Here is a 19,779-nt window from a genome sequence, read left to right on the forward strand (position 1 = left end):
GGTTCGTCACTCCTGATGAGACGTAACGATGTGTGACTCTGATTGCGGGATTGGCCTTAGGCGGCCTTCTTCTGGGCGGCGGTTTCTTCCAGCACGCCCATGATGTCGCTCTCCTTCATGATCAGGAGATCCTCGCCATCGATCTTGACCTCGGTGCCGGACCACTTGCCGAACAGCACGGTGTCGCCGACCTGAACGTCGAGGGGCACGAGCTGGCCCTGCTCGTTGCGGGCGCCCGGCCCGACGGCGATCACCTCGCCCTGCTGGGGCTTTTCCTTGGCGGTGTCGGGAATGATGATGCCGCCGGCGGTCTTCTCTTCCGCGTCGATGCGGCGGACCACGATCCGGTCATGCAAAGGACGGAACTTCATGAAGCTTCCTCCAATGATATCAGTCTGTTAACTGCCTTCAAGCGGAGCCGTTCGGGCCTCCGCGGTCGATGATTTGGTTGAAGGAACTTCATCGTTCAAGAGGAGTGTGAAAAAATTTTTGGCACTCTTGCTCGGGAGTGCCAGACGGCTCCGTAACAGCCCTGATTAGACAATGCCTCGCCTCGGAGGCTAAGCCTCCCTCAGCCGGCGCAAGGGGCGCCCCTGGAGAACGATATGAGCGACAAGATTGTGAGGGACAGCAACGGCGCCCAGCTGAACGAGGGCGATTCCATCCAGGTCATCAAGGATCTCAAGGTAAAGGGCTCGTCGACCACCCTGAAGCGGGGCACGGTCTTCAAGAACATCCACCTGACGGACGACGAGGGCGAGATCGAATGCCGCTCGGCCCAGATCAAGGGTCTGGTGCTCAAGACCGAGTTCGTGAAGAAGGTTTATGGCGAGCGCCCCGCCGGGTCGGCTCAGTAATGCGGCGGCGGAGGCTCAGGCGGGCGCGGCCCGCCGGCGCTGTCCTCGACCACCTCGACGCGGTCCTGCACCTCGGCGAGCTGTCGCCTGAGGGCGTCGATCTTCTTCCACTGGTCGATGACGGCCTGGTTCAGGTCCTCGATCACCTTGTCCTGGTAGGCGACGCGCACCTCCAGGGCCTCGATGCGGGCATTGACGGCATCAGGATCGGTCATCGTTAGCCTCCCCTGCCTCTACAAGGCCGTGGCCGAGGGCGACGCGCTCGTCGAACACGAAGCAATCGCCCTTCCAGCGGCTCTCGGCCTCCGGCACATCTTCGAGGTATTTGAGGATACCGCCCTTCAGGTGGAAGACCTCCTCGAAACCCTGGTTCAGCATGTAGGAGCTGGCCTTCTCGCACCGGATGCCGCCGGTGCAGAACATGGCGACCTTGCGGTGCTTGGCCGGGTCGAGCTCCTTCTCGACGAACTCCTTGAACTCGCTGAAGCGCTTGATCCGGGGATCGACCGCGCCCTCGAAGGTGCCCAGCTCGACCTCGAAGTCGTTGCGCGTGTCGAGGAGCACGATGCCGGGCTCCTCCAGCAGGCGGTTCCACTCGGCCGGCGATACATAGGTGCCGACCCGGCGCAGGGGATCGGTCTGCGGGTCGCCGAGGGTCACGATCTCCTTCTTCAGCCGCACCTTCATGCGCTTGAACGGCATCTCGGCGGCTGAGGAGAACTTGAGTTCAAGTTTGTCGAGGCGGCCACGGAACAGCGGCCCGTCCCGCAGTTCCGCCATCAGGGCGTCGATGCCCTCCTCCGTTCCGGCCACGGTGCCGTTGATGCCTTCATGGGCGAGCAGGAGCGTGCCCTTGATCCCGAGGTCGAGGCAGAGCGCATGAAGCGGGTCCTTGATCTCGCGGAAATCCGGCAGCGGGACGAACTGATAGAGAGCGGCAACCTTGTACGTCATGGCGGCTGTTTATCAGGAGGAGGCCAGCCGGGGAACCCGGTGTCCTCGTTGCTGATGTCGCTCTGGATCCCCTTCCCGGTCCTGCGGACCGCCGGGGATGACAGTGAGGGTGTCATTCCCGGCCGGAGCGTCAGCGGAGGGGAAGGGAATCCAGAACCGCGTATCGACCACTTCTGAGGCAGCTAAACCTTCGGCCAGGGCCGCCTGTCCGGGCACATCTCCTCCCAGGCCTGGGAGAGCCGCAGCACGCCCACGTCGTCGAAGCGGCGGCCGACGATCTGGAGGCCGATGGGTAGGCCCGCACTTGTGTAACCGGCATTCACGGAGGATGCCGGCTGGTCCGACATGTTGAACGCGACCGTGTAGCCGATATGCTCGAAGGGCTCCTCCGGATCGTGGATAGGGGATGCGAGCTCCGCCGGATAGGCCACGCAAGGCGCGACGGGCGAGATCACGAAATCGAAGCGTTGCGTAGCGGCTACCGCCGCATGGCGCATCACCATCATCTGGTTCATGCCGCTATAGACCTCCGCGCCGGTCAGGTCCTTTCCGCCCTCGGCCCATTGCCGGATGTAGGGCAGGATTCTGCCGCGCTCCTCCTCGCTCAAGGGCGCCATGTCGGTCCAGGCGCGCTGGCGCCAGAAATCGTCGAGACCGTCGAGCATCTCGCGGGTGACGAAGGCCGGCATCGCCTCGATCACAGCGCCGGCGTCACTGAGGAGTTGCGCAGCCCGCTCGACTGCGGCGCGGATCTCCGGATCGAGCGCCATGCCGATGCCGGCTTCCATCATCACGCCGATCCTCAAGCCCTTGAGGTCGATGTTCAGATCGAGCCAGGGCAGATCCTGATAGGGCAGGCTCATGGGATCGCGCACGTCCGGCCGCGTCAGGCTCGTCATCATGAGGGCGGCATCGCGCACCGTTCGCGTCATCGGACCGGCCACACGTCCGTAATAGGTCGGGTCGATGGGGATGCGCCCGAAGCTGGGTTTGAGGCCGAACACGCCGCACCAGGACGCCGGTAGCCGGATCGAGCCGCCAATGTCGGTGCCGATATGGAACGGCCCGTAGCCCGCTGCCGCAGCCGCGCCCGCGCCGGCCGAGCTGCCGCCTGGGTTCTTCGAGAGATCCCATGGGTTGCGCGTGAGCGGATGGAAGCTGGAGAGTCCGGAGGAGAGCATGCCGTAATCCGGCATGGTGGTCTTGGCCAGGATGATCACGCCGTCCTCGCGCAGGCGCGCCGCTGAAGGCGCATCGTCGGCGGCAGGAACGAGCGGGCGGGCGGCGGTGCCGAGCGGCACCGGCGTGCCCCTGGTGGCGATGTTCTCCTTGATCGTCGCCGGTATCCCGTCGAGCGCCCTCGCCTCGCCGCGCATCCAGCGCTGCTCCGATTCCCTCGCAGCGCTAAAGGAGGCATCCGGATCGAAGGCATAGAGCGCCTTAAGTTGCGACTCGTAAGCCTCGATGCGGGCAATGACCGCCTTCGTCACATCGACGGGCGATACCGCCTTGCGGGCATAGGCATCGAGAAGCTGAGAACCCGACCAGTCGGCGAGGTCCGCAGAGGAATCCCGAGAAGGTAGGTGTGCCGACGATTGCGTGCTCAATGCAGAATTCTCCCCTGGCCGGATTTGCGTTCAGCCATGCTGCAACCTTCCTTGCCGGGGGTAAACCGCTTTTGCAGGCGCGCGGCGCATGGGGCCATGAAGCAGACGCAGGGAGAGGCTTGCGGGTTATACGGCAGGATTGCTGCCCTGCTCTTTCGAGGCATGCCCGCCCACGTGTCGGCACAAAGGCGAAAAAGAATCGGTTGTCGTCTATGGACCGCTCCGTCGGGCGCTTCACGGATAACATCTTTGAGAGGAGGCGGAATAACCGGACCAAATGCTTGTTCATAAGCTTGAGTGGCGCAGACTCATCCTCAAGTTGTGTTACTATAATCCTGCTTCGATGCTCGACTTCCTATCCCGGAGATCGGCACAACACGGTGATACCTTGCCATGAAGAATGGTCCCAAGGCTGACATTCACCGAAAGAACCGGCTCCTCGCCGCTTTGGAGCCAGAAGACTTCTCTTGGCTGGAGCCCCATCTCGAGATTGTGGATTTGCCGCGCGGCAAGGTGCTCTTCGAGATGGGAGAGCCCATCAGGCACACCTACTTCCCCCATGACGCAATCGTTTCTCTCCTGACGGTCCTTCAGAGCGGCGGATCGGTCGAAATGGCCGTGTTCGGCCGGGAGGGCGCCCTCGGATTCGTCAGCGCGCTCGTCACGCGCCAGTCGTTCGGACGCTACATCACCCAAGTCGCAGGAACGGCATCGCGCGTTGCCTTGGAGTGGCTGAACGAAGGTGTGGCGGAACGGCCGAAGCTGCGGCACGCCATGTTCCGCTTCACTGAAGCCTTCTTGGCGCAAACGCTGCAGACGGTTGCCTGCAATGCCGTTCACAGCGTGGAGGCCAGATGTTGCCGCTCCATCCTGACGACGCGCGATCGCACGGATCGGGACGATGTCCCTCTCACCCATGAGACACTGGCCGAGATGCTGGGCGTTCAGCGCTCCACAGTCAGCAGCGTCACGAGCGCCCTGCAGAGGTCCGGCCTTATCCTTCAGGGACGAGGCACGATCCGAATCACCAACCGGGAAGGCCTCGAGGCCACGGCCTGTGAATGCTACCGCGCCATCTGCGAAAGCTACGACAGGCTCCTGCCGGGCGCGCTCAGATGCGATTGACGGCATAAGCTGGGCGGTTCGGTACGGAAGAGCACACAAGTTTTCAATGAAATCGATTTCTTCGAATCTTGTGTCGGGTTCCCAACAGACGGGGTAACTCTAGCTTAGTACCTTCAAACTCTATTAACGCAAAGTTAATGTGAGGACGAAGATGGATGATATTAAGTTTCATCAAGATAAACCCGATAACGGGCCTCACCATCCAAGAATCTACTCACCCGCCTTCCAACCTTTACTGCAATCCCTCCTTGCAACCTTGGCCGATCTCGATTTCGACTACGAGAAGGAGAGAGAGAAGCTCAGCAACGCATCACCCGACACCAGCATCAGGATCCGTGCTCTCGAGAAGCTCAAGACCCGGCATCGCGAGCGCCGCGAACCTTACATTCAGCAGCTCGCCATCCTGCAGAAGCGCATGATGGAAATGAGGTCCTGATCACATCACACCAGCCTGCACATTTTCGGTGCGCCGGAAAGCCGGCACCGAGCATGGAAAAACAAGAATTCTTACGGGGGCAAGCACTCGATGAACAGGTCAGACAAGTGCCGTCAGAAGACCTGAGCACATCATCCATGTTCACGCGGGAACGCAGCCAATGACAGAGGAAGAGATTGAGGTCGTTGCGGAAGAACTGGCCAAGGTCGGTGGCGTGACCTGGTATCCGGGCCGGGAAAGGGGAACCCTGATGAGGGTCGTCTGCGATCGCTATCGCGATCGCGCCAGGATGGCCATCGCGGCTCTGGAGCGCCACCGGGCTGCGCGCGAGGCGACCGAGGCGACATTGTCCCAGGACAACGAGAAGCCGGCAGCACATTCGACGATCAGCGCGCCGACCTCCCTCGCCAGCGATGAGATCAGGCCGGGAGCAACCGTGATCTACCGCCCTCCCGGAGACCGCAGGGCCTATCCGTGCCGCGTGGTCGAGATCGAGGGCAACCGCGCCTATCTCGCCCCCATCCTCCGCGCCTGCACGGAGTGGGTCTCCATCGAGCACCTCATGCCCTCCAGGACGACGGACGGCGTCGTGTCTCAGGACTAGCGCATTGTGCGGACCCGGCGGGCCGCGAAGAACGATGCTCTTGTTCGAAGAGGACGCATCGGATGGATCCCAAAAGTGGATTCCACTTTTGGGTCCGATGCTCTAGGCGGCGAAGCGGCGGATCTGGAACCGGGAGATGTCGCTCGCCGATGTCTTTCCGACGGCGAGGTCGGCCAGCACCTCGCCGATCACGCTCGCGAACTTGAAGCCATGTCCGGAGCATGGCGACGCCAGGACGATCCGCGGGTCGACGGGCGAGAGATCGACCACGAAATCCTCGTCCGGCGTGCGGGTGTACATGCAGGCGCGCATCTGCCGGAGAGGGCCGTTCGCATCGGGTATGGCCAGCTTGAGCATCCGCCGGATCTGCGCCTCGTCGGCAGGGCCGCCATCCTGCGCCAGGTCGTGTGCCGCAGGCAGAACGGCCCCTTCGCGATGGGAGGCCGTCTTGACGCCGGTACCGGCGAAATCCGGAAAGCCGTAGCAGGCGTCGTCCTCCGATTCGAGCAGGAAGACCGGGCAGCGATCCGGCGTGAAGAGCGACGGCTCGAGCGGCGAGAACCAGCCGAGCACCTGACGGGTGATCCTGAGATGCGGTTTCAGCGCGGGCGCGAAATCGCCGATCCAGGCGCCGGTCGCGACGATCACCGAGCCGGCCTCGATCACCTCCGCGTCCGTTCGCACGCGGATCGCCGCACCGAGGGGCTCGATGGCCACGACGCGCGTGTTCATGCGCGTTTCCGCCCCGCGTTTCTCCGCCAGCTGCACGAAGGACCGGATCGCCAGCTCCGGCCGCAGGAATCCACCCTCGGGCTGGAACAGGCCGGTCCAGTTCAGCGGCACCTTGAAGCCGGGAAAACGCCGGGCGATGTCGGCAGCGTTCAGCACGTCATGGGTCAGGCCGTGCTGCCTTGAGGCATCGAGGGAGCCGCTCACGATGGGAGATCCGGGATAGCCCGCCTCGAGAACACCCGTCACGGTCAGGATCGTCTCGCCGGACAGGTCCTCCAACTCGCGCCACTTCTCCAAGGCCCGCTGCACCAGAGGCACGTAGGACGGATGCTCGAAATAGGACAGGCGGATGATCCGGCTCTCGCCATGTGACGATCCCCTGTCATGGCCCGGCTCGAACTGCTCGATGCCGATGACGCGCTGTCCCTGTCGAGCCAGGTTGAACAAGGCGGCGCTGCCCATGGCCCCGAGGCCGATCACCGCCACATCGCACGTTTTCATGGGATCACCCTCACCGACCTTTCGCGAGGAACCGCCGGCCTCACGAACCGAATGTCATCGGGCACCGTAAAGCCTTCTACGCTCCTGCCAATCCATATCACGCCCTCGACCCCAGTGGTCCGCAGGAAAGAGCAGCCCGAAGGCGGGGCCAGAGAGCTCCCGCGATGGCCCTCGTGCAGTATCGAAACCGGCCTGCTGCTCCCGGAGATTCCACCCATTTTTGCCGGAACTCTTTCGACCCGGCGGCAATTCCTGTCCATCCAATCAGGAGAAGTAAAATGAGCCGCGGCTTTCCATCCATGACAGCACTTCTGGGCCTTCTGGCCGTTGCCGGTTTCCAGAACCGGGACAAACTCGCCGAGATGTTCGGCAACGCCTCGGGCAACCGAGGGGGGCTCCCAGGCGGAGCCGGTCAGCAGCCGGGCGGCATGGGAGGCCTCGGCACTCCCGGCGGGCTTGGGGGCCTCGGCGGGCTTCTGGGCGGCCTGGGCGGCAATGCGAGCCCCGGAGGCGTCGTCAGCGGCGGCCTGGGTGAGCTGGTCGAACGCTTCCGCCAGAACGGTCAGGGCGACACGGTCGATTCCTGGGTGGGCACCGGCGCCAACAAGGAGGTTGCTCCGGACCAGCTGGAGCGCGCCATCGGCCCCGACGTGCTCGCAACGCTCACGCAGCAAACCGGTCTGTCCCGCGAGGAGATCCTGTCCCGTCTGTCGCGCGACCTTCCCCAGGCGGTGGACCAGTACACGCCGCAGGGGCGCATTCCGAGCCATCAGGAGTTCTAGTCCGCGGCACACGCATCGCGCAGCGTTCAGGCCTGCGCTCCGGGATCGAAGCCCGGAGCGCAGGCTTTTCTGCGTTGTGCGGACCCGACCCGCTCACCATCCGAGCGGCGCACTTCGGCCCCTGCGCAACTCTACCCTTTTGTCCCGGCCGCTACCCCTATCGTTTCCTTCCCCGGACCCGCCGATGCGGTAGGCTGTCCCGACTTCGCCCGACGGCGAAGCGAGGGAGACGCTGATGCACACGGATCGGTTTGTCGTCTTCAAGTTCCAAGGCGAGTGGCTGGTCACCTACGCGGACCGATTGCAGACGGCATTCGCAACCCGCGAGGATGCGGAGCGCTCCGCATTCGATGCCGCCGGCATGCTCGCATCCAGCGGCCATGCGGTTTCCGTTCTCATCATTCCCGATGGAGCCGACGGTGCGATCCCCCTCCCCGACAGGAGCGAGCCGAGAACGAACCTGAACTGACCCGAGGCCCCCGACCGGGGCGTCTCGCCATCAACCCTGGGGATAAGGGAAGCCTTGGCTACGTACCTTCCAGGCAAATCCAGCCTGCCGCAAGCTTGGGCATTCAGTTGCCACAATTGGAAGGTCCATTAGCCAAGATTGCTCGATTGTTCATTGGAGAGGATTGTGATCGCAGCCTACGATCTCGACGAGATGGTCGATCTTCTAGCCCTCAATCGACCGCTTCACGGCCCCGCCGGCCGGGGCATGACCGGCAAGGTCGCGACGCTGCCTCTCCGCGAAGCCGTTGCCGTCGTTGTCGAGGAATGGGCCGACGACAAGTTCCGGCAGCTCAGTGCCGTCATCGTCAGGCCTTCAGGCCCTGCCATCCGCGGCTTCGAAGAAATCAGAGATCTTTACGCAAAGGCCGAGGCCGCCCCGGCCTCCTGACCGGCCGCGCCGTCGCCCGCGGACGGCGATTTTGGACCTTGACGAAAGGACCCTGTTCGCGTCTATTGCGCCACCTGCGAAGCAGGATCCTGGATCCTGCCTTTTTCGCCTGGAGACGTGGCCGAGCGGCTGAAGGCACTCGTTTGCTAAATGAGCATACCCCAAAAGGGTATCGAGGGTTCGAATCCCTCCGTCTCCGCCATCCCTTCCGTCACGGTCCGCGATATCCCGTTCAAGCCGAGGCTTTGACGAAGCCTGCGGTCGACCTTCAAGGCTGAACGAGAGCGAAGGGTGAGATCAGCCCTTCACGCTCACCACGCCGGTGGCCACGGCCGGGCAGGCCAGAACGAATTCCGAATGCAGTTGGGTGAGCTCGAGTCCGCTCACGACCGTGCAGCCCTTCAGGTGCGGCCTCGTAGCGATGTACTCGACTGCGGCTTCCTCATGCCTGACGCCGGTGCGCGCCGGCACCGGCACGATCCCGCGGCGCTGCTCGCAAAGGGTCTGGACGGCCTCGGACACCGCGTAGGCAGCGACCAGGATCGTCGGCTCTCCCGGCCTCTGATAGACCTGATACCCGCCGCCGCATCTCGTCTCGACCAGGGCCACAGGGGTCGCCACGTAGTACGAGATCGATCCGGGAACCGTGCCTCGGGCGCAACCTGAAACGGATGCGGCGATGGCCGCAGCGAGAGCCAAGGGCAAGGTCCGGGTGAGCATCGGTTCCTCGGAATGAGAGCAGGTTCAGCCCTCCTAGCAGCAAATGCCGAGCTTGTCTTGAGGCTCCTGCGCTCCGTCCACTCCCTGCCGCCGAGGGTCTGTGCTAATCCGGCCAGCCAGATGCAATGCAGGAGCAGGATAAGAGCATGACGGATATTCGGCGTGTCGGGGTGGCCGCGCGGTACAGCGATCTCGTGATCCTTGGCGATACAGCGTATTTCTCGGGCTACGTCCCCGAGACGACCCTCGACGGGTCCGTCGCCGAGCAGACCCGGGACATTCTCGGGCAGATCGAGCTGTCCCTGGGCGAAATCGGCAGCGGCAAGTCGAGGCTGCTGCAGGCGACCATCTGGCTTGCCGATATCGCGTTCTACGACGAGATGAATGCCGTCTGGGATGCCTGGGTCGTACCAGAGCAGGCTCCGGCGCGGGTCTGCGTCGAATCCAGGCTGGCGAATCCCGCCTACAAGCTCGAGATCCAGGTCACGGCTGCCCTTTGAGGCTGCTTCAGCCCTACGCCCGCTCGGCCCTGGAATTGGCCTTGGCCAGGGCATTCATGCGCTTGCGCTCGAAGTGCTTGGCCACGCGCAGGTGGCGCCAGGTGGCGTAGTTCATGGCGATGAGGAAGCCGTAGGTGCCGCGCAGGATGTGCAGGCGCCCGAAATAGGCCTTCAGGAACGCGGCGGGAAACTCGAAGTAGACCCGCCAGGTTGGGATGGAGATGCCCCTCACCTCAAGGTCGATGGCCTGCTGGTCGGTATAGCTGTTGAGCTTGGCCAGCTGGTCCCCGAGGGACCGCACGGACCGGTGGTGAACGAGGCCCTTCAGCTTGCCGGTCTTCGTGCCCGGGTTCAGGTCGACCCGGTCGTGAACGAGCGAGGCGGAATACCGGCCGGCATCCCGGCGATAGAGCCGGACCGGCGCGACCCGGTACGCCAGGGCATGCGGCGCAGCCTCCCCCGGGAAAGTCTCGGCGATGCGCAGGCAGTAGGCCTGGCAGGGCGGCTCCCCATGGGCGAAGAGGCCGCGGATTTCGGCCAGAAGCTCCGGCGAGACCTCCTCGTCGGCGTCGAGGTTCAGGAGCCACTCGTGCCGGCACTGATCTTCGGCAAAGCGCTTCTGGAGCCCGTAGCCGGGCCAGGGATTGTGGATGACGCGGGCGCCGAGTTCCTCGGCCACCGCCTGCGTCCCGTCGGTCGAGCCGGAATCGACGACGATCAGATCGTCCGTCAGCCCCCGGAGCGCGCGGATGGTCGCGCCGATCCGGTCAGCCTCATTCTTGGCAATGATGAAGACGGAAACAGGAAGCATGGCAACGGGTGCTAGCCGCCCTGTCGATCCGTGGCAAGGGCCTTGCACCTCCCGGGGAGATGCGCCCGTTGCAATCTGTCACGGCTGTGTCGCCAATCCCTCAGCCTGCAGGGCGTGCTTCACCATCGGGCGGGTGGAAACCCGCGTCATGTACTCGATGACCGCCGGATGGGCCGAGAGGTCGATCCGGTGAAAGCGGGTCCAGCTGAGCACGGTGAAGCAATAGGCATCCGCCACGGTGAAATGCTCACCCGCAAGGTAGGAACGCTCTCGGAGGCAATGGTCGAGATAGGCGAAACGGCGCTGGAGCTGGCTGACGGCCAGTTGCCGTGCCTTGGGCGGCATCGGAGCCGTCCAGAGGGGATCGAAGCCCTTGTGCAGCTCCGCGCCGGTGAAATCCAGCCATTCCTTGACCCGGTAGCGGTCCAGGGATCCCAGCTTCGGCAGGAGACGGGCGCCAGGGGCCTGATCCGCCATGTATTCCAGGATCACCGGCACTTCGGCCAGGATGTCCCCGGTCTGGAGGACGAGGGCCGGGACGTAACCTTTCGGGTTGATCCTGACGAAATCACGCCCCGAGGCCGTCGTTTGGGTTTTCAGATCGACCTTGTCGTACTCGATGTCGAGGCCGGCTTCACAGGCGATGATCCGCGGCGCAAGGGAACAGGCTCCGGGGGTGTAGTACAACTTCATCGTGACCCTTCTTCCCGCGCCCCCACGGGAAATTAAAATTATAACGTAACACGATGGCTTATTCCTACGTCATACCGTGGCGCTTTCAAGGCGTCTTAGACTTATTGATACTTTATTTCACAGATACGTGGGCGCCCGTCAGAGCAGCTCCCCTTCACGGGCATGGCCGGTCGCCCCGGCCTTGGAAGGCTTGCGGACGCGCAGCTGCGCCAGCAGCGGGAAATGGTCCGAGGCAACCCGGGTCAGGGGGTTGCGCACCGGTCCGGCATCGACCACCTCGATCGACCTGGTGACGAAGACATGGTCGAGGCGCAGTACGGGCGCACGGGTGTGAAACGTCGGCTGCGGCTCCCCGAAGGAATTCGACAGCTGGGCGTCTCGAAGCCTGTCGGCGATCATCCGGTAGGAGCGTGAAAGGGGCGGCGCATTGAAGTCGCCCAGCAGAATCGCCGGTTCGGCGCAGTCGGGATGGCCGATCCAGTCGGGACCGACGAGGGCCGCGGCCTGGGTCCGTCGCTCGCCGGAACGAAGGGACAGGTGGGCATTGACCACCTGGATCGCCTGGCCGTCGATCTCGACGGAAACCCAGAGCCCGCTGCGCTTCTCGAAGGAGGGCCGCGTGGACTGGGTCGGCAGGCGCCCGGACTTCACGACGCGGGAGGGGTGGCGGCTCAGAACAGCGATGCCGTACTGCTCTCCCAGAACGCGGATCGTGGGCTGAAAATGCAGGTCCATGCCCAGAGTCGAGGCCACAACCGCCGCCTGATCGATCTCCCCTGCCCGCACCCGCCCGACGCGGACCTCCTGCAGGGCCACGATGTCCGGCTCGCAGGATGCGATGACCTCCGCGATCCGGGTCGGGGAGATCTTCCGGTCCGTGCCGAGCCAGCGGTGGACGTTGTAGGTGAGGATCCGAAGGGGCTGCCCCGAGTTGTCGCTGTGCTTCAAAGGTTCGTACCGGCTCAATCGTTCGTTACAGGTAATGGCACCGCCTCGCACGGCACAAGCCAAGAGTCTCAAGGGCGCGGCGTATTCAGCAAACGTGTCGGATCAATGACTCTGCAAAGGCCCCGGTTCCAAGGCCTGGCAGGGCCCTCAATTCACTTTTCGGGGCACTTGACCTTCCCATCATTGGAAGGACTAAACCTCGTTCCTACATCAGGGATGAGGAGATTCATCATGGCCGCCGGCAAGCTTGCCCCCACCGACACGCTCGACATTCCGATCCAGGGCATGACCTGCGCCTCCTGCGTCAACCGGGTCGAGAAGGCGATCCGGTCGGTGGAGGGCGTGAGCGCCGCCAACGTGAACCTGGCGACGGAGCGGGCGCATGTGGAATTTGCGTCCGCCGGGGCCGATCCCCTCGCCGTCGCCGAGGCGATCCGCCAGGCGGGCTATGAGCCCTCCGACAGCACGGTCGAGCTCAAGATCGACGGGATGACCTGCGCGTCCTGCGTCGGCCGGGTGGAAAAGGCGCTCAGGCGCGTCCCCGGCGTGCTGGAGGCGAACGTCAACCTGGCAACCGAGCGGGCGTCCGTTCGCTATCTCGGGGGCCCGGACATGGTGGGCCGCCTGATCGGCGCCGTCGCGCAGACCGGCTACGAGGCCGAGGCGCTCCGCCAGGACGATGACCGGACCGACCGGGAGCGGGCGGCCCGGGATGCGGAGATCTCAGACCTTCAGCGCTCCCTCACGCTCGCGGCCATCCTCACCCTGCCCGTCTTCGTGCTCGAGATGGGCTCCCATTTCATTCCCGCGGTCCACGACTGGGTGATGGGCACCCTCGGGCACCGCACCAGCTGGTATCTGCAGTTCGCGCTGACCACCGTGGTTCTGTTCGGCCCTGGCTTACGGTTCTTCAAGAAGGGCGTGCCCGCCCTCCTGCGCCGCTCGCCGGACATGAACTCCCTCGTGGTGCTCGGCACCAGCGCGGCCTATGCCTATTCGGTGGTGGCGACCTTCGTGCCAGGCCTGCTGCCCGCCGGCATGGCCAACGTCTATTACGAGGCCGCCGCCGTCATCGTGACCCTGATCCTGCTCGGGCGCTACCTGGAGGCCAAGGCGAAGGGGCGCACCTCCGAGGCGATCAAGCATCTCATGGGCCTGCAGGCTAAGACCGCCCGCGTGGTGCGCGACGGCCACTCCCAGGAGATCCCCCTCGATCAGGTGATCGCCGGCGACGTGGTGCAGGTGCGCCCGGGCGAGAAGATCCCGGTCGACGGCGAGGTCGTGGAGGGCTCCTCCTTCGTGGACGAATCCATGATCACCGGCGAGCCGGTGCCGGTGCAGAAGGCGGAAAGAGCCGAGGTCGTCGGCGGGACCATCAACAAGACCGGCAGCTTCACCTTCCGTGCCACCCGCATCGGTTCCGAGACGGTGCTGGCGCAGATCATCCGCATGGTCGAGCAGGCGCAAGGCTCGAAGCTGCCGATCCAAGCGCTCGTCGACAAGGTCACGGCATGGTTCGTGCCGGCCGTAATGGCGGCCGCCGCCCTCACCTTCCTGATCTGGCTCGTTCTCGGCCCCGAACCGGCGCTCACCTTCGCGCTGGTGAACGCGGTCGCCGTGCTGATCATCGCCTGCCCCTGCGCCATGGGGCTGGCCACGCCGACCTCCATCATGGTCGGCACGGGCCGGGCGGCGGAGCTCGGTGTTCTCTTCCGGCAGGGCGAGGCGCTGCAGAGCCTGAAGGAGGTCGGCGTCGTCGCCCTCGACAAGACCGGAACCCTGACTCAAGGACGCCCGGACCTGACCGACTTCGTGACCGCGCCCGGTGTCGCCGAGGCAGAGGCCCTGAGGCTGGTGGCGGCCGTGGAAGGCCGCTCGGAGCACCCGATCGCGCAAGCCATCGTTGCGGCCGCCGAGAAGCGCGGCATCGCCCTGCCCTCGACGGACAGCTTCGAGGCCGTGCCCGGCTTCGGCGTCTCGGCCACGGTCGAGGGCCGAAAGGTCGATGTAGGCGCAGACCGTTTCATGACGCGACTCGGGCTCTCCATCGCGGACTTCGCCGACACGGCCGCGCGTCTCGGCGCCGAGGGCAAGAGCCCGCTCTATGCGGCCATCGACGGCAGGCTTGCCGCCATCATTGCGGTGGCCGACCCGATCAAGACGTCGACCCCCGAGGCCATCGCGGCTCTCCATGCCCTCGGGCTGAAGGTCGCCATGATCACCGGCGACAACCGCAGGACGGCGGAAGCCATCGCCCGGCAGATCGGCATCGACGAGGTGGTGGCGGAGGTCCTGCCCGAGGGCAAGGTCGATGTGGTGAAGCGCCTGCGCACGACGCATGGCAGCATCGCCTTCGTGGGCGACGGCATCAACGATGCGCCGGCGCTCGCCGAGGCCGATATCGGAATCGCTATCGGCACCGGCACGGACATCGCGATCGAGAGCGCCGACGTGGTGCTCATGTCGGGCGACGTGCGCGGCGTGGTGAACGCCATCGCGCTCTCGAAGGCCACGATCCGCAACATCAGGCAGAACCTGTTCTGGGCCTTCGCCTACAACGTGCTGCTGATCCCGGTGGCCGCGGGCGCCCTGTATCCGGTCAACGGCATCCTGCTCTCGCCGATCTTCGCCGCGGGCGCCATGGCGCTCTCCAGCGTCTTCGTCCTCGGCAATGCCCTGAGGCTTCGCGGCTTCGAGGCTCCCGTTCCATCCGCGCAGGGCGCCGCCCCTGCCGCCCAGACCGCAGAAGGTGTCGCATGAACATCGGACAGGCCGCTCAAGCCTCCGGCGTCTCCGCCAAGATGATCCGCTATTACGAATCCATCGGACTGATCCCGAAGACCGTGCGGACGGAAGCCGGGTACCGGGTCTATTCGGACCGTGACGTGCATACGCTCCGCTTCATCCGGCGCGCCCGCGATCTCGGCTTCTCCGTCGAGCAGATCGCCGATCTCGTGTCGCTCTGGCAGGATCGCGAGCGGGCCAGCAAGGACGTGAAGGCCATCGCGCTCGAACATGTGACCGTGCTCGAGCGCAAGATTCGCGAATTGCAGGAGATGGCCTCGACCCTGACGCACCTCGCCAGGAACTGCCATGGCGACACGCGTCCGCACTGCCCGATCATCGAGGAACTGGCGAACGACGAGGCCGGCCACCTGCACGTCAAGCCTGATGCGAAGTTCGGCGCGCTGGGGAAAGCCCCGGTGCGCTAGACGCCGTGCGGATGGCGCCTGCGCTCAAGCCGCCATCTCCACCTCGCGGCTGCGGCCGAGATCGCGCATGAGCTGCTCGTAGCGCGGAATACGCTGAATCTGTCGGCCGTAATGGCGGCGCAGCGAATCGACGAGCCGCCCGTTGCGCGACAGCAGGTCGTCGGCAAACTCGATCATGCGGGAGTTCGGCCATGCCTGAGAGCGGATCTCGACCAGGCGCTCGAAGAGGCGATCCTCGCTCTCCTCCGGGTGCGTCTGCGCCAGCAGCGTCAGCATCGCCGCCGTCGAGCGGGACACGCCCATGTGGCAGTGGACGAGCAGATGCCCCTCGACCGTCCCGGCACGGCCCGCCGCCACCTCGTCCCCGAAGCGCAGCACCGCCTCCACATGCTCGGGCTCCGGCAGGATCATTCCCTGTGTCGGGTTGATGATGTCATGGAAGCGCAGGATCGTCCTGTGGTGAGGATCGTAGGCCTCGAAAGCCTCGGGATCCGGATGATCCGGATCGAGGATCGACAGCACGTGGGTCACGGACCGCTCGCGCTGGTCCGGCAGTTCCGAGATGCCGCAGATCGTGAGCATCTGGATGGAAGGGGGCTGCATCAAAGCACTCGCTCGAAAGCTGAATCGGGACGGAGACCCTAGCGGATCTTTTCGAGACGTTAACTCACGGCTGCCGGATTGGGTCGCATCGATCAAAACACTGTGTCTTGCAAACCACAACGGGTCTCTGCCACATTTCGGCCACCGAAGATCCACCTTCTCGTCACCGCCGGGACTATGTCTCTTGAGGAGTGCCGCCGACGCCTGCAAGGGTCGGTGGATGAAGCCAATAACCAGAAACTGCAGGTTCCCCCACTGATGTTTGCTGCACTGGCCCCGAGCCGATTCCTGTTGCGCAGAGCCGTTCGCGCCCTTGTCCTGCTTCTTCCCGTAGCCCTGGCGGCGTGCGTTTCCACCCAGCCCCCTCAGCAACAGGCCGTGCGCCGCATCGATCCTGTCTATGCGGCGATGTATGGGCCGCGCCCCGATGAGCCCCATCCGCTCCCGGCCACCGACATCTCCGAGGTCGACCCCCGCTTCCTGCGCCGCGAGGTCGCCTATTACGGTCGCGAGGAGCCCGGCACCATCGTGGTCGACACCGCATCCCGCTATCTCTACCTCGTGCGCGAGGGCGGCCGCGCGATCCGCTACGGCATCGGCGTCGGCAAGGAAGGCCTGGCCTGGGGCGGTCGCGCCCGCGTCGGCCGCAAGGCCGCTTGGCCGCGCTGGACCCCGACCGCCGCGATGATCAAGCGCGAGCCGGAGCGCAACGCCCGCTGGGCCGGCGGCATGGAAGGCGGGCTGGACAACCCGCTCGGCCCGCGCGCGCTTTATCTCTATGACGACGGCCGCGATACGATGTATCGAATTCATGGCACGACCGAGCCATGGTCCATCGGACAATCCGTATCGAGCGGCTGCATCCGCCTGTTCAACCAGGACATTATCGACCTCTACAATCGCGTGCCGGTCGGCTCGCCCGTGGTCGTGCTGCAGGGCCAGCGCCTCTTCGATGTGGGTGACGAGTTGCGGGTATCGTCGGCGTATTGACACACCCGCACCGCCCCGAACGGAGCAAAGGGCTAGCCGCCGGCTAGCCCTTTTTCTTAGGTGACCCGTTGCCTCGCGTGTGTAGGATCATCCTGTCTCTGCTGGAGGCATGGTCATGACAGTCGAACGCGCGATCCTTCTGACCGTCGGCGGGCTCATCATCGTCAGCGTCCTGCTCGCCGTCTACGTCAACATCAACTGGCTCTGGCTCACCGGCATCCTCGGCGCCCATCTGGTGCAGGCCTCGTTTACGGGCCTGTGCCCAGTGGTGATGATGTTCAAGCGCATGGGTCTGCCGAGCAAGCCCGGCTTCACCTGAGTCTCGCCCTGCCTCTGGAGGCTTCAGTGCGCTGTCCTATGACTCTGTGCTGGACAGAGTCATAGGAGCCTTCATGGAAGAGTCGTTTTCTCCGGCGCTGCACTTGATCACGCGCGCCATCGAGATCGGCGGGATCGCCGTCATCGTCCTTGGGCTTCTGGGAGCAACCATCGCCGTTCTCTGGCAGGTGCTGCAGGGGCGCTCCGGCCTTGAAGCTTTCGGCCTCTACCGATCCAACGTAGGGCGAGCCATCCTGCTCGGGCTCGAGTTTCTGGTTGCGGCTGACATCATCAACACGGTGGCCATCGATCCAACGCTCCAGAGTCTCCTTGTCCTCGGCGGAATCGTCTTGATCCGAACCTTTCTGAGCTTCTCCCTCGAAGTGGAAATCGAAGGGCGCTGGCCCTGGGACCGGCACAAGGGAGAAAGCGAACGTTCCTCAAGCCGCTCGTCCTAAGGCGGGAACACAGGCCTCGCAGATCGCCGCGATGTGGCGGTGATCCGTCCCGCAGCATCCGCCGAGCACCGACAGATGGGGCATGCGCCGGCGCAGATCCCTGTAGCGCTGGGCCAGATCGACCGGATCGCCAGGATCGAGCTCGGTGGATTCATCGAGTTCGGCATGGGATTTGGCCGAAGCGTTGGCGCGCAGGCCGCGGATGCGTCGGGTCCAATCGTCTCGTCCGTCCAGAACCCCGTCGAAATGGGTCGGGTGTGCGCAATTGATCATGTAGTAGGCCGGCGTATGACCGGTCTCCCGATCGGTTCGCTCGATGGCAGACTGGAGGGTTTCTCCCGATGCCAGCCTGCCGTCCGTCTCGACGGTGAACGAGACTACCACGGGAAGGCCAAGGGCTTCCGCCGCCCGGACGATGCCGATCGCCTCCTCGGCATAGTTCATGGTGATGGCGCTCACCAGGTCCGCTCCTGCCTCGCGGAAGGCTTCGACCTGCAGCGCGTGATAGGCCTGCGCCTCCTCCGCCTTCATCTGCGCGTCGGCCCTGTAGCCGTCGCCCCGCGGACCGATCGCGCCGTTGATGAAAACCCGCTCCCTGCTGTCGGAGAGCCTGTCACGAAGGTGAGTCGCCCAGAGCACGGCCTCCCGATTGACCTCCATCAGATCCCCGGGAGAAACGTTCAGCTTCGCGGCCCAGTCCGGATTGGCCCGCCATGTCGGCGTGTCGAGGATGAACCCGACGTCCCGCTCCACGGCCGTGCGGATGAACGGAGCGAAATACGTCTCGAGCCTCGCCCGCCCCTCCTCGCTGCGCAGCAGAGGAAAGGCCGCGAAACAGGGAAGATCGATGCCTTCGAGAAACACGAGCGCTGTTTCGAGGCCGCCGTCGGTCAGAAAAATAGCCTGGTCGGACGGAGGAAAGGCAAAGCGGCTGCTGGTCATGGAAGCATCTCCCTTGTGCTCACGCCGATGCTACGGTGTCACCCAACCCTTTAAGCTGTTCGCAACCCTACAGCGCCTTACCGATGCATGATGTGAGATAAATCACAGATGATCGCGAGACTTTCTCTTCTGGCGCGTTAGGTCATTCGCAAGAAGTATTGCCCATACTCATCTTTCAAACTCTGCAATATCTGCACGGAAGCGCCTGTGAACGACACACGACTAGGATGCCAGGGATGCCGGACCAGCGAACCGCTCCCGTTCGATTTCACCATGGCCTTCCATCCCATCATCGACATAACCCGAGGTGCCGTCTGGGGCTATGAGGCGCTCGTGCGCGGCACCAAGGGCGAGTCCGCCGGGGCGATCCTGTGCCAGGTCGATGAGGAGAGCCAATACAAGTTCGACCAGGCCTGCCGCGTGAAGGCCATCGAACTGGCAGGACGCCTGTTTCCGGCAGCGGAGGACACGAAGCTCTCCATCAACTTCATGCCGAATGCCGTCTATGAGCCGGCCGCCTGCATCAGGACGTCCCTTGAGACGGCACGGCGCGTGGGCTTCGATATGAAGCGCATCATGTTCGAGTTCACCGAGAACGAGCGCATGGTGGACACGAAACACGTCGCCAGGATCGTCGCGGAATACCGGCGTCTCGGCTTCATCACCGCCATCGACGATTTCGGTGCGGGCCACGCGGGCCTGAATCTTCTCGCCAACTTCCAGACGGACCTCATCAAGATCGACATGGAGCTCATCCGCGGGATTGCGGATTCCGCAGCCCGTCAGGCGATCCTGTCCGGCATCCTGGTGATGGCCCGCGCCCTCGACATCACGATCGTCGCCGAGGGCATTGAGACGGAGGCGGAGCTCGCAACCTTGAAGAGCGCAGGCATCGACCTGTTTCAGGGCTTCCTGTTCGCACGCCCCGCCGTCGAAAGCCTTCCCGCGGTTTCTTTCAGCGTCTGACCCAATTGGGCGGCAAACACGGTTGACGCCTCGGCGCGCCGGGATTACGAACGCTGTCCCGGCCGCCAGCCGCCGCCACTCTTCCAGTGTCCGTCGGCTCCATTCCTGCCCTCTTCTGGCGC

The 19,779-nt window shown here is 64.4% G+C and carries 25 protein-coding genes and 1 tRNA gene; 15 read left to right on the forward strand and 11 right to left on the reverse strand.

Going from position 1 to position 19,779, the window contains the following annotated elements; genetic code table 11:
• Nucleotides 1-56: 56 nt before the first annotated feature.
• The gene (groES, locus tag JAO75_RS10330; protein WP_199048890.1) at nt 57-371 is read right to left on the reverse strand and encodes a co-chaperone GroES; all 315 of its coding nucleotides are present in this window, start codon (nt 369-371) and stop codon (nt 57-59) included.
• Between the two features lie 234 nt (nt 372-605).
• On the opposite strand from groES, the gene JAO75_RS10335 reads away from it, so the two are divergent.
• Complete coding sequence (locus JAO75_RS10335) at nt 606-857, forward strand: alkylphosphonate utilization protein (protein WP_199048892.1); 252 nt, start codon at nt 606-608, stop codon at nt 855-857.
• On the opposite strand, the gene JAO75_RS10340 is transcribed toward JAO75_RS10335, so the two are convergent.
• The 3 genes from JAO75_RS10340 to JAO75_RS10350 all read right to left on the reverse strand — a co-directional run bounded on the left by JAO75_RS10340 (nt 851) and on the right by JAO75_RS10350 (nt 3,418).
• Nucleotides 851-1,072, reverse strand: a complete 222-nt coding sequence (locus JAO75_RS10340; RefSeq protein ID WP_199048894.1) for a SlyX family protein — start codon at nt 1,070-1,072, stop codon at nt 851-853. The two genes, JAO75_RS10335 and JAO75_RS10340, sit on opposite strands and share 7 nt — an antisense overlap.
• A complete protein-coding gene (trhO, locus tag JAO75_RS10345) occupies nt 1,059-1,811 on the reverse strand; it encodes an oxygen-dependent tRNA uridine(34) hydroxylase TrhO (protein WP_199048897.1) in 753 nt (250 codons plus the stop codon). The genes JAO75_RS10340 and trhO overlap by 14 nt, the downstream gene beginning before the upstream one ends.
• 182 nt (nt 1,812-1,993) lie before the next feature.
• Complete coding sequence (locus JAO75_RS10350; RefSeq protein WP_199048899.1) at nt 1,994-3,418, reverse strand: amidase; 1,425 nt, start codon at nt 3,416-3,418, stop codon at nt 1,994-1,996.
• A gap of 393 nt (nt 3,419-3,811) precedes the next feature.
• Between JAO75_RS10350 and JAO75_RS10355 the strand changes: the two genes are divergently transcribed.
• The 3 genes from JAO75_RS10355 to JAO75_RS10365 all read left to right on the forward strand — a co-directional run bounded on the left by JAO75_RS10355 (nt 3,812) and on the right by JAO75_RS10365 (nt 5,583).
• Nucleotides 3,812-4,543, forward strand: coding sequence for a Crp/Fnr family transcriptional regulator (locus tag JAO75_RS10355; RefSeq protein WP_199048900.1), 732 nt, complete (start codon nt 3,812-3,814; stop codon nt 4,541-4,543).
• Between the two features lie 151 nt (nt 4,544-4,694).
• Nucleotides 4,695-4,979, forward strand: a complete 285-nt coding sequence (locus JAO75_RS10360; RefSeq protein WP_199048903.1) for a hypothetical protein — start codon at nt 4,695-4,697, stop codon at nt 4,977-4,979.
• 160 nt (nt 4,980-5,139) lie between these two features.
• Nucleotides 5,140-5,583 (forward strand): hypothetical protein, encoded by a 444-nt coding sequence (locus JAO75_RS10365; RefSeq protein WP_199048905.1) that lies wholly within the window; start codon nt 5,140-5,142, stop codon nt 5,581-5,583.
• A gap of 102 nt (nt 5,584-5,685) precedes the next feature.
• Here the strand turns inward: JAO75_RS10365 and solA are convergent, their stop codons facing one another.
• The gene (gene solA / locus JAO75_RS10370; RefSeq protein WP_199048907.1) at nt 5,686-6,816 is read right to left on the reverse strand and encodes an N-methyl-L-tryptophan oxidase; all 1,131 of its coding nucleotides are present in this window, start codon (nt 6,814-6,816) and stop codon (nt 5,686-5,688) included.
• 278 nt (nt 6,817-7,094) lie between these two features.
• On the opposite strand from solA, the gene JAO75_RS10375 reads away from it, so the two are divergent.
• The 4 genes from JAO75_RS10375 (at nt 7,095) to JAO75_RS10390 (ending at nt 8,698) form a co-directional block, all read left to right on the forward strand.
• Nucleotides 7,095-7,598, forward strand: a complete 504-nt coding sequence (locus JAO75_RS10375; protein ID WP_199048909.1) for a YidB family protein — start codon at nt 7,095-7,097, stop codon at nt 7,596-7,598.
• 235 nt (nt 7,599-7,833) lie between these two features.
• Nucleotides 7,834-8,067 (forward strand): hypothetical protein, encoded by a 234-nt coding sequence (locus JAO75_RS10380; protein WP_199048911.1) that lies wholly within the window; start codon nt 7,834-7,836, stop codon nt 8,065-8,067.
• 165 nt (nt 8,068-8,232) lie between these two features.
• Nucleotides 8,233-8,496 (forward strand): hypothetical protein, encoded by a 264-nt coding sequence (locus tag JAO75_RS10385; RefSeq protein WP_343234590.1) that lies wholly within the window; start codon nt 8,233-8,235, stop codon nt 8,494-8,496.
• Nucleotides 8,497-8,607: 111 nt separating this feature from the next.
• Nucleotides 8,608-8,698: transfer RNA gene (locus tag JAO75_RS10390), tRNA-Ser, on the forward strand.
• 95 nt (nt 8,699-8,793) lie between these two features.
• On the opposite strand, the gene JAO75_RS10395 is transcribed toward JAO75_RS10390, so the two are convergent.
• A complete protein-coding gene (locus JAO75_RS10395; protein WP_199048913.1) occupies nt 8,794-9,216 on the reverse strand; it encodes a hypothetical protein in 423 nt (140 codons plus the stop codon).
• A 146-nt stretch (nt 9,217-9,362) separates the two neighbouring features.
• On the opposite strand from JAO75_RS10395, the gene JAO75_RS10400 reads away from it, so the two are divergent.
• Entirely contained in the window at nt 9,363-9,716 is a 354-nt protein-coding gene (locus JAO75_RS10400) for a RidA family protein (RefSeq protein ID WP_199048915.1), read from the forward strand.
• 13 nt (nt 9,717-9,729) lie between these two features.
• On the opposite strand, the gene JAO75_RS10405 is transcribed toward JAO75_RS10400, so the two are convergent.
• The 3 genes from JAO75_RS10405 to JAO75_RS10415 all read right to left on the reverse strand — a co-directional run bounded on the left by JAO75_RS10405 (nt 9,730) and on the right by JAO75_RS10415 (nt 12,168).
• Nucleotides 9,730-10,527, reverse strand: a complete 798-nt coding sequence (locus JAO75_RS10405) for a glycosyltransferase family 2 protein (RefSeq protein ID WP_199048917.1) — start codon at nt 10,525-10,527, stop codon at nt 9,730-9,732.
• A gap of 78 nt (nt 10,528-10,605) precedes the next feature.
• On the reverse strand, nt 10,606-11,220 hold the full coding sequence (gene gstA, locus JAO75_RS10410) for a glutathione transferase GstA (protein ID WP_199048918.1): 615 nt from the start codon (nt 11,218-11,220) through the stop codon (nt 10,606-10,608).
• A 138-nt stretch (nt 11,221-11,358) separates the two neighbouring features.
• The gene (locus JAO75_RS10415) at nt 11,359-12,168 is read right to left on the reverse strand and encodes an endonuclease/exonuclease/phosphatase family protein (protein WP_199048920.1); all 810 of its coding nucleotides are present in this window, start codon (nt 12,166-12,168) and stop codon (nt 11,359-11,361) included.
• A gap of 231 nt (nt 12,169-12,399) precedes the next feature.
• On the opposite strand from JAO75_RS10415, the gene JAO75_RS10420 reads away from it, so the two are divergent.
• Together JAO75_RS10420 and cueR are read left to right on the forward strand one after the other, a co-directional pair.
• Nucleotides 12,400-14,928, forward strand: coding sequence for a heavy metal translocating P-type ATPase (locus JAO75_RS10420; protein ID WP_199048922.1), 2,529 nt, complete (start codon nt 12,400-12,402; stop codon nt 14,926-14,928).
• Nucleotides 14,925-15,380 carry a Cu(I)-responsive transcriptional regulator gene (cueR, locus tag JAO75_RS10425; protein WP_199048924.1) on the forward strand — a complete coding sequence of 152 codons (456 nt, stop codon included), beginning with the start codon at nt 14,925-14,927 and terminating at the stop codon, nt 15,378-15,380. Before JAO75_RS10420 ends, cueR begins: the two co-directional genes overlap by 4 nt.
• Nucleotides 15,381-15,404: 24 nt before the next feature.
• On the opposite strand, the gene JAO75_RS10430 is transcribed toward cueR, so the two are convergent.
• Nucleotides 15,405-15,983 carry a tyrosine phosphatase family protein gene (locus JAO75_RS10430; protein ID WP_199048926.1) on the reverse strand — a complete coding sequence of 193 codons (579 nt, stop codon included), beginning with the start codon at nt 15,981-15,983 and terminating at the stop codon, nt 15,405-15,407.
• Nucleotides 15,984-16,241: 258 nt separating this feature from the next.
• Here JAO75_RS10430 and JAO75_RS10435 point away from each other — a divergent pair, with 258 nt between their 5' ends.
• The 3 genes from JAO75_RS10435 (at nt 16,242) to JAO75_RS10445 (ending at nt 17,749) form a co-directional block, all read left to right on the forward strand.
• On the forward strand, nt 16,242-16,973 hold the full coding sequence (locus JAO75_RS10435; protein ID WP_199048929.1) for a L,D-transpeptidase: 732 nt from the start codon (nt 16,242-16,244) through the stop codon (nt 16,971-16,973).
• A 115-nt stretch (nt 16,974-17,088) separates the two neighbouring features.
• Nucleotides 17,089-17,292 carry a YgaP family membrane protein gene (locus tag JAO75_RS10440; RefSeq protein ID WP_199048931.1) on the forward strand — a complete coding sequence of 68 codons (204 nt, stop codon included), beginning with the start codon at nt 17,089-17,091 and terminating at the stop codon, nt 17,290-17,292.
• Between the two features lie 73 nt (nt 17,293-17,365).
• A complete protein-coding gene (locus JAO75_RS10445; protein WP_199048933.1) occupies nt 17,366-17,749 on the forward strand; it encodes a DUF1622 domain-containing protein in 384 nt (127 codons plus the stop codon).
• On the opposite strand, the gene JAO75_RS10450 is transcribed toward JAO75_RS10445, so the two are convergent.
• Complete coding sequence (locus JAO75_RS10450; RefSeq protein ID WP_199048935.1) at nt 17,732-18,691, reverse strand: homocysteine S-methyltransferase family protein; 960 nt, start codon at nt 18,689-18,691, stop codon at nt 17,732-17,734. The genes JAO75_RS10445 and JAO75_RS10450 overlap by 18 nt on opposite strands.
• A 273-nt stretch (nt 18,692-18,964) precedes the next feature.
• Between JAO75_RS10450 and JAO75_RS10455 the strand changes: the two genes are divergently transcribed.
• The gene (locus tag JAO75_RS10455) at nt 18,965-19,657 is read left to right on the forward strand and encodes an EAL domain-containing protein (RefSeq protein ID WP_199048937.1); all 693 of its coding nucleotides are present in this window, start codon (nt 18,965-18,967) and stop codon (nt 19,655-19,657) included.
• Nucleotides 19,658-19,779: the final 122 nt, after the last annotated feature.

The sequence above is a fragment of the Microvirga splendida genome, from assembly GCF_016427565.1.
Taxonomy (GTDB): Bacteria; Pseudomonadota; Alphaproteobacteria; order Rhizobiales; family Beijerinckiaceae; genus Microvirga; species Microvirga splendida.

Bases quoted from the DNA above. Each gene is read 5' to 3' on its own strand.
- groES (WP_199048890.1), bottom strand. From the start codon at position 371: ATGAAGTTCCGTCCTTTGCATGACCGGATCGTGGTCCGCCGCATCGAC.
- JAO75_RS10335 (WP_199048892.1), top strand. From the start codon at position 606: ATGAGCGACAAGATTGTGAGGGACAGCAACGGCGCCCAGCTGAACGAG.
- JAO75_RS10340 (WP_199048894.1), bottom strand. From the start codon at position 1,072: ATGACCGATCCTGATGCCGTCAATGCCCGCATCGAGGCCCTGGAGGTG.
- trhO (WP_199048897.1), bottom strand. From the start codon at position 1,811: ATGACGTACAAGGTTGCCGCTCTCTATCAGTTCGTCCCGCTGCCGGAT.
- JAO75_RS10355 (WP_199048900.1), top strand. From the start codon at position 3,812: ATGAAGAATGGTCCCAAGGCTGACATTCACCGAAAGAACCGGCTCCTC.
- JAO75_RS10360 (WP_199048903.1), top strand. From the start codon at position 4,695: ATGGATGATATTAAGTTTCATCAAGATAAACCCGATAACGGGCCTCAC.
- JAO75_RS10365 (WP_199048905.1), top strand. From the start codon at position 5,140: ATGACAGAGGAAGAGATTGAGGTCGTTGCGGAAGAACTGGCCAAGGTC.
- solA (WP_199048907.1), bottom strand. From the start codon at position 6,816: ATGAAAACGTGCGATGTGGCGGTGATCGGCCTCGGGGCCATGGGCAGC.
- JAO75_RS10375 (WP_199048909.1), top strand. From the start codon at position 7,095: ATGAGCCGCGGCTTTCCATCCATGACAGCACTTCTGGGCCTTCTGGCC.
- JAO75_RS10380 (WP_199048911.1), top strand. From the start codon at position 7,834: ATGCACACGGATCGGTTTGTCGTCTTCAAGTTCCAAGGCGAGTGGCTG.
- JAO75_RS10395 (WP_199048913.1), bottom strand. From the start codon at position 9,216: ATGCTCACCCGGACCTTGCCCTTGGCTCTCGCTGCGGCCATCGCCGCA.
- JAO75_RS10400 (WP_199048915.1), top strand. From the start codon at position 9,363: ATGACGGATATTCGGCGTGTCGGGGTGGCCGCGCGGTACAGCGATCTC.
- JAO75_RS10405 (WP_199048917.1), bottom strand. From the start codon at position 10,527: ATGCTTCCTGTTTCCGTCTTCATCATTGCCAAGAATGAGGCTGACCGG.
- gstA (WP_199048918.1), bottom strand. From the start codon at position 11,220: ATGAAGTTGTACTACACCCCCGGAGCCTGTTCCCTTGCGCCGCGGATC.
- JAO75_RS10420 (WP_199048922.1), top strand. From the start codon at position 12,400: ATGGCCGCCGGCAAGCTTGCCCCCACCGACACGCTCGACATTCCGATC.
- cueR (WP_199048924.1), top strand. From the start codon at position 14,925: ATGAACATCGGACAGGCCGCTCAAGCCTCCGGCGTCTCCGCCAAGATG.
- JAO75_RS10430 (WP_199048926.1), bottom strand. From the start codon at position 15,983: ATGCAGCCCCCTTCCATCCAGATGCTCACGATCTGCGGCATCTCGGAA.
- JAO75_RS10435 (WP_199048929.1), top strand. From the start codon at position 16,242: ATGTTTGCTGCACTGGCCCCGAGCCGATTCCTGTTGCGCAGAGCCGTT.
- JAO75_RS10440 (WP_199048931.1), top strand. From the start codon at position 17,089: ATGACAGTCGAACGCGCGATCCTTCTGACCGTCGGCGGGCTCATCATC.
- JAO75_RS10445 (WP_199048933.1), top strand. From the start codon at position 17,366: ATGGAAGAGTCGTTTTCTCCGGCGCTGCACTTGATCACGCGCGCCATC.
- JAO75_RS10450 (WP_199048935.1), bottom strand. From the start codon at position 18,691: ATGACCAGCAGCCGCTTTGCCTTTCCTCCGTCCGACCAGGCTATTTTT.
- JAO75_RS10455 (WP_199048937.1), top strand. From the start codon at position 18,965: ATGGCCTTCCATCCCATCATCGACATAACCCGAGGTGCCGTCTGGGGC.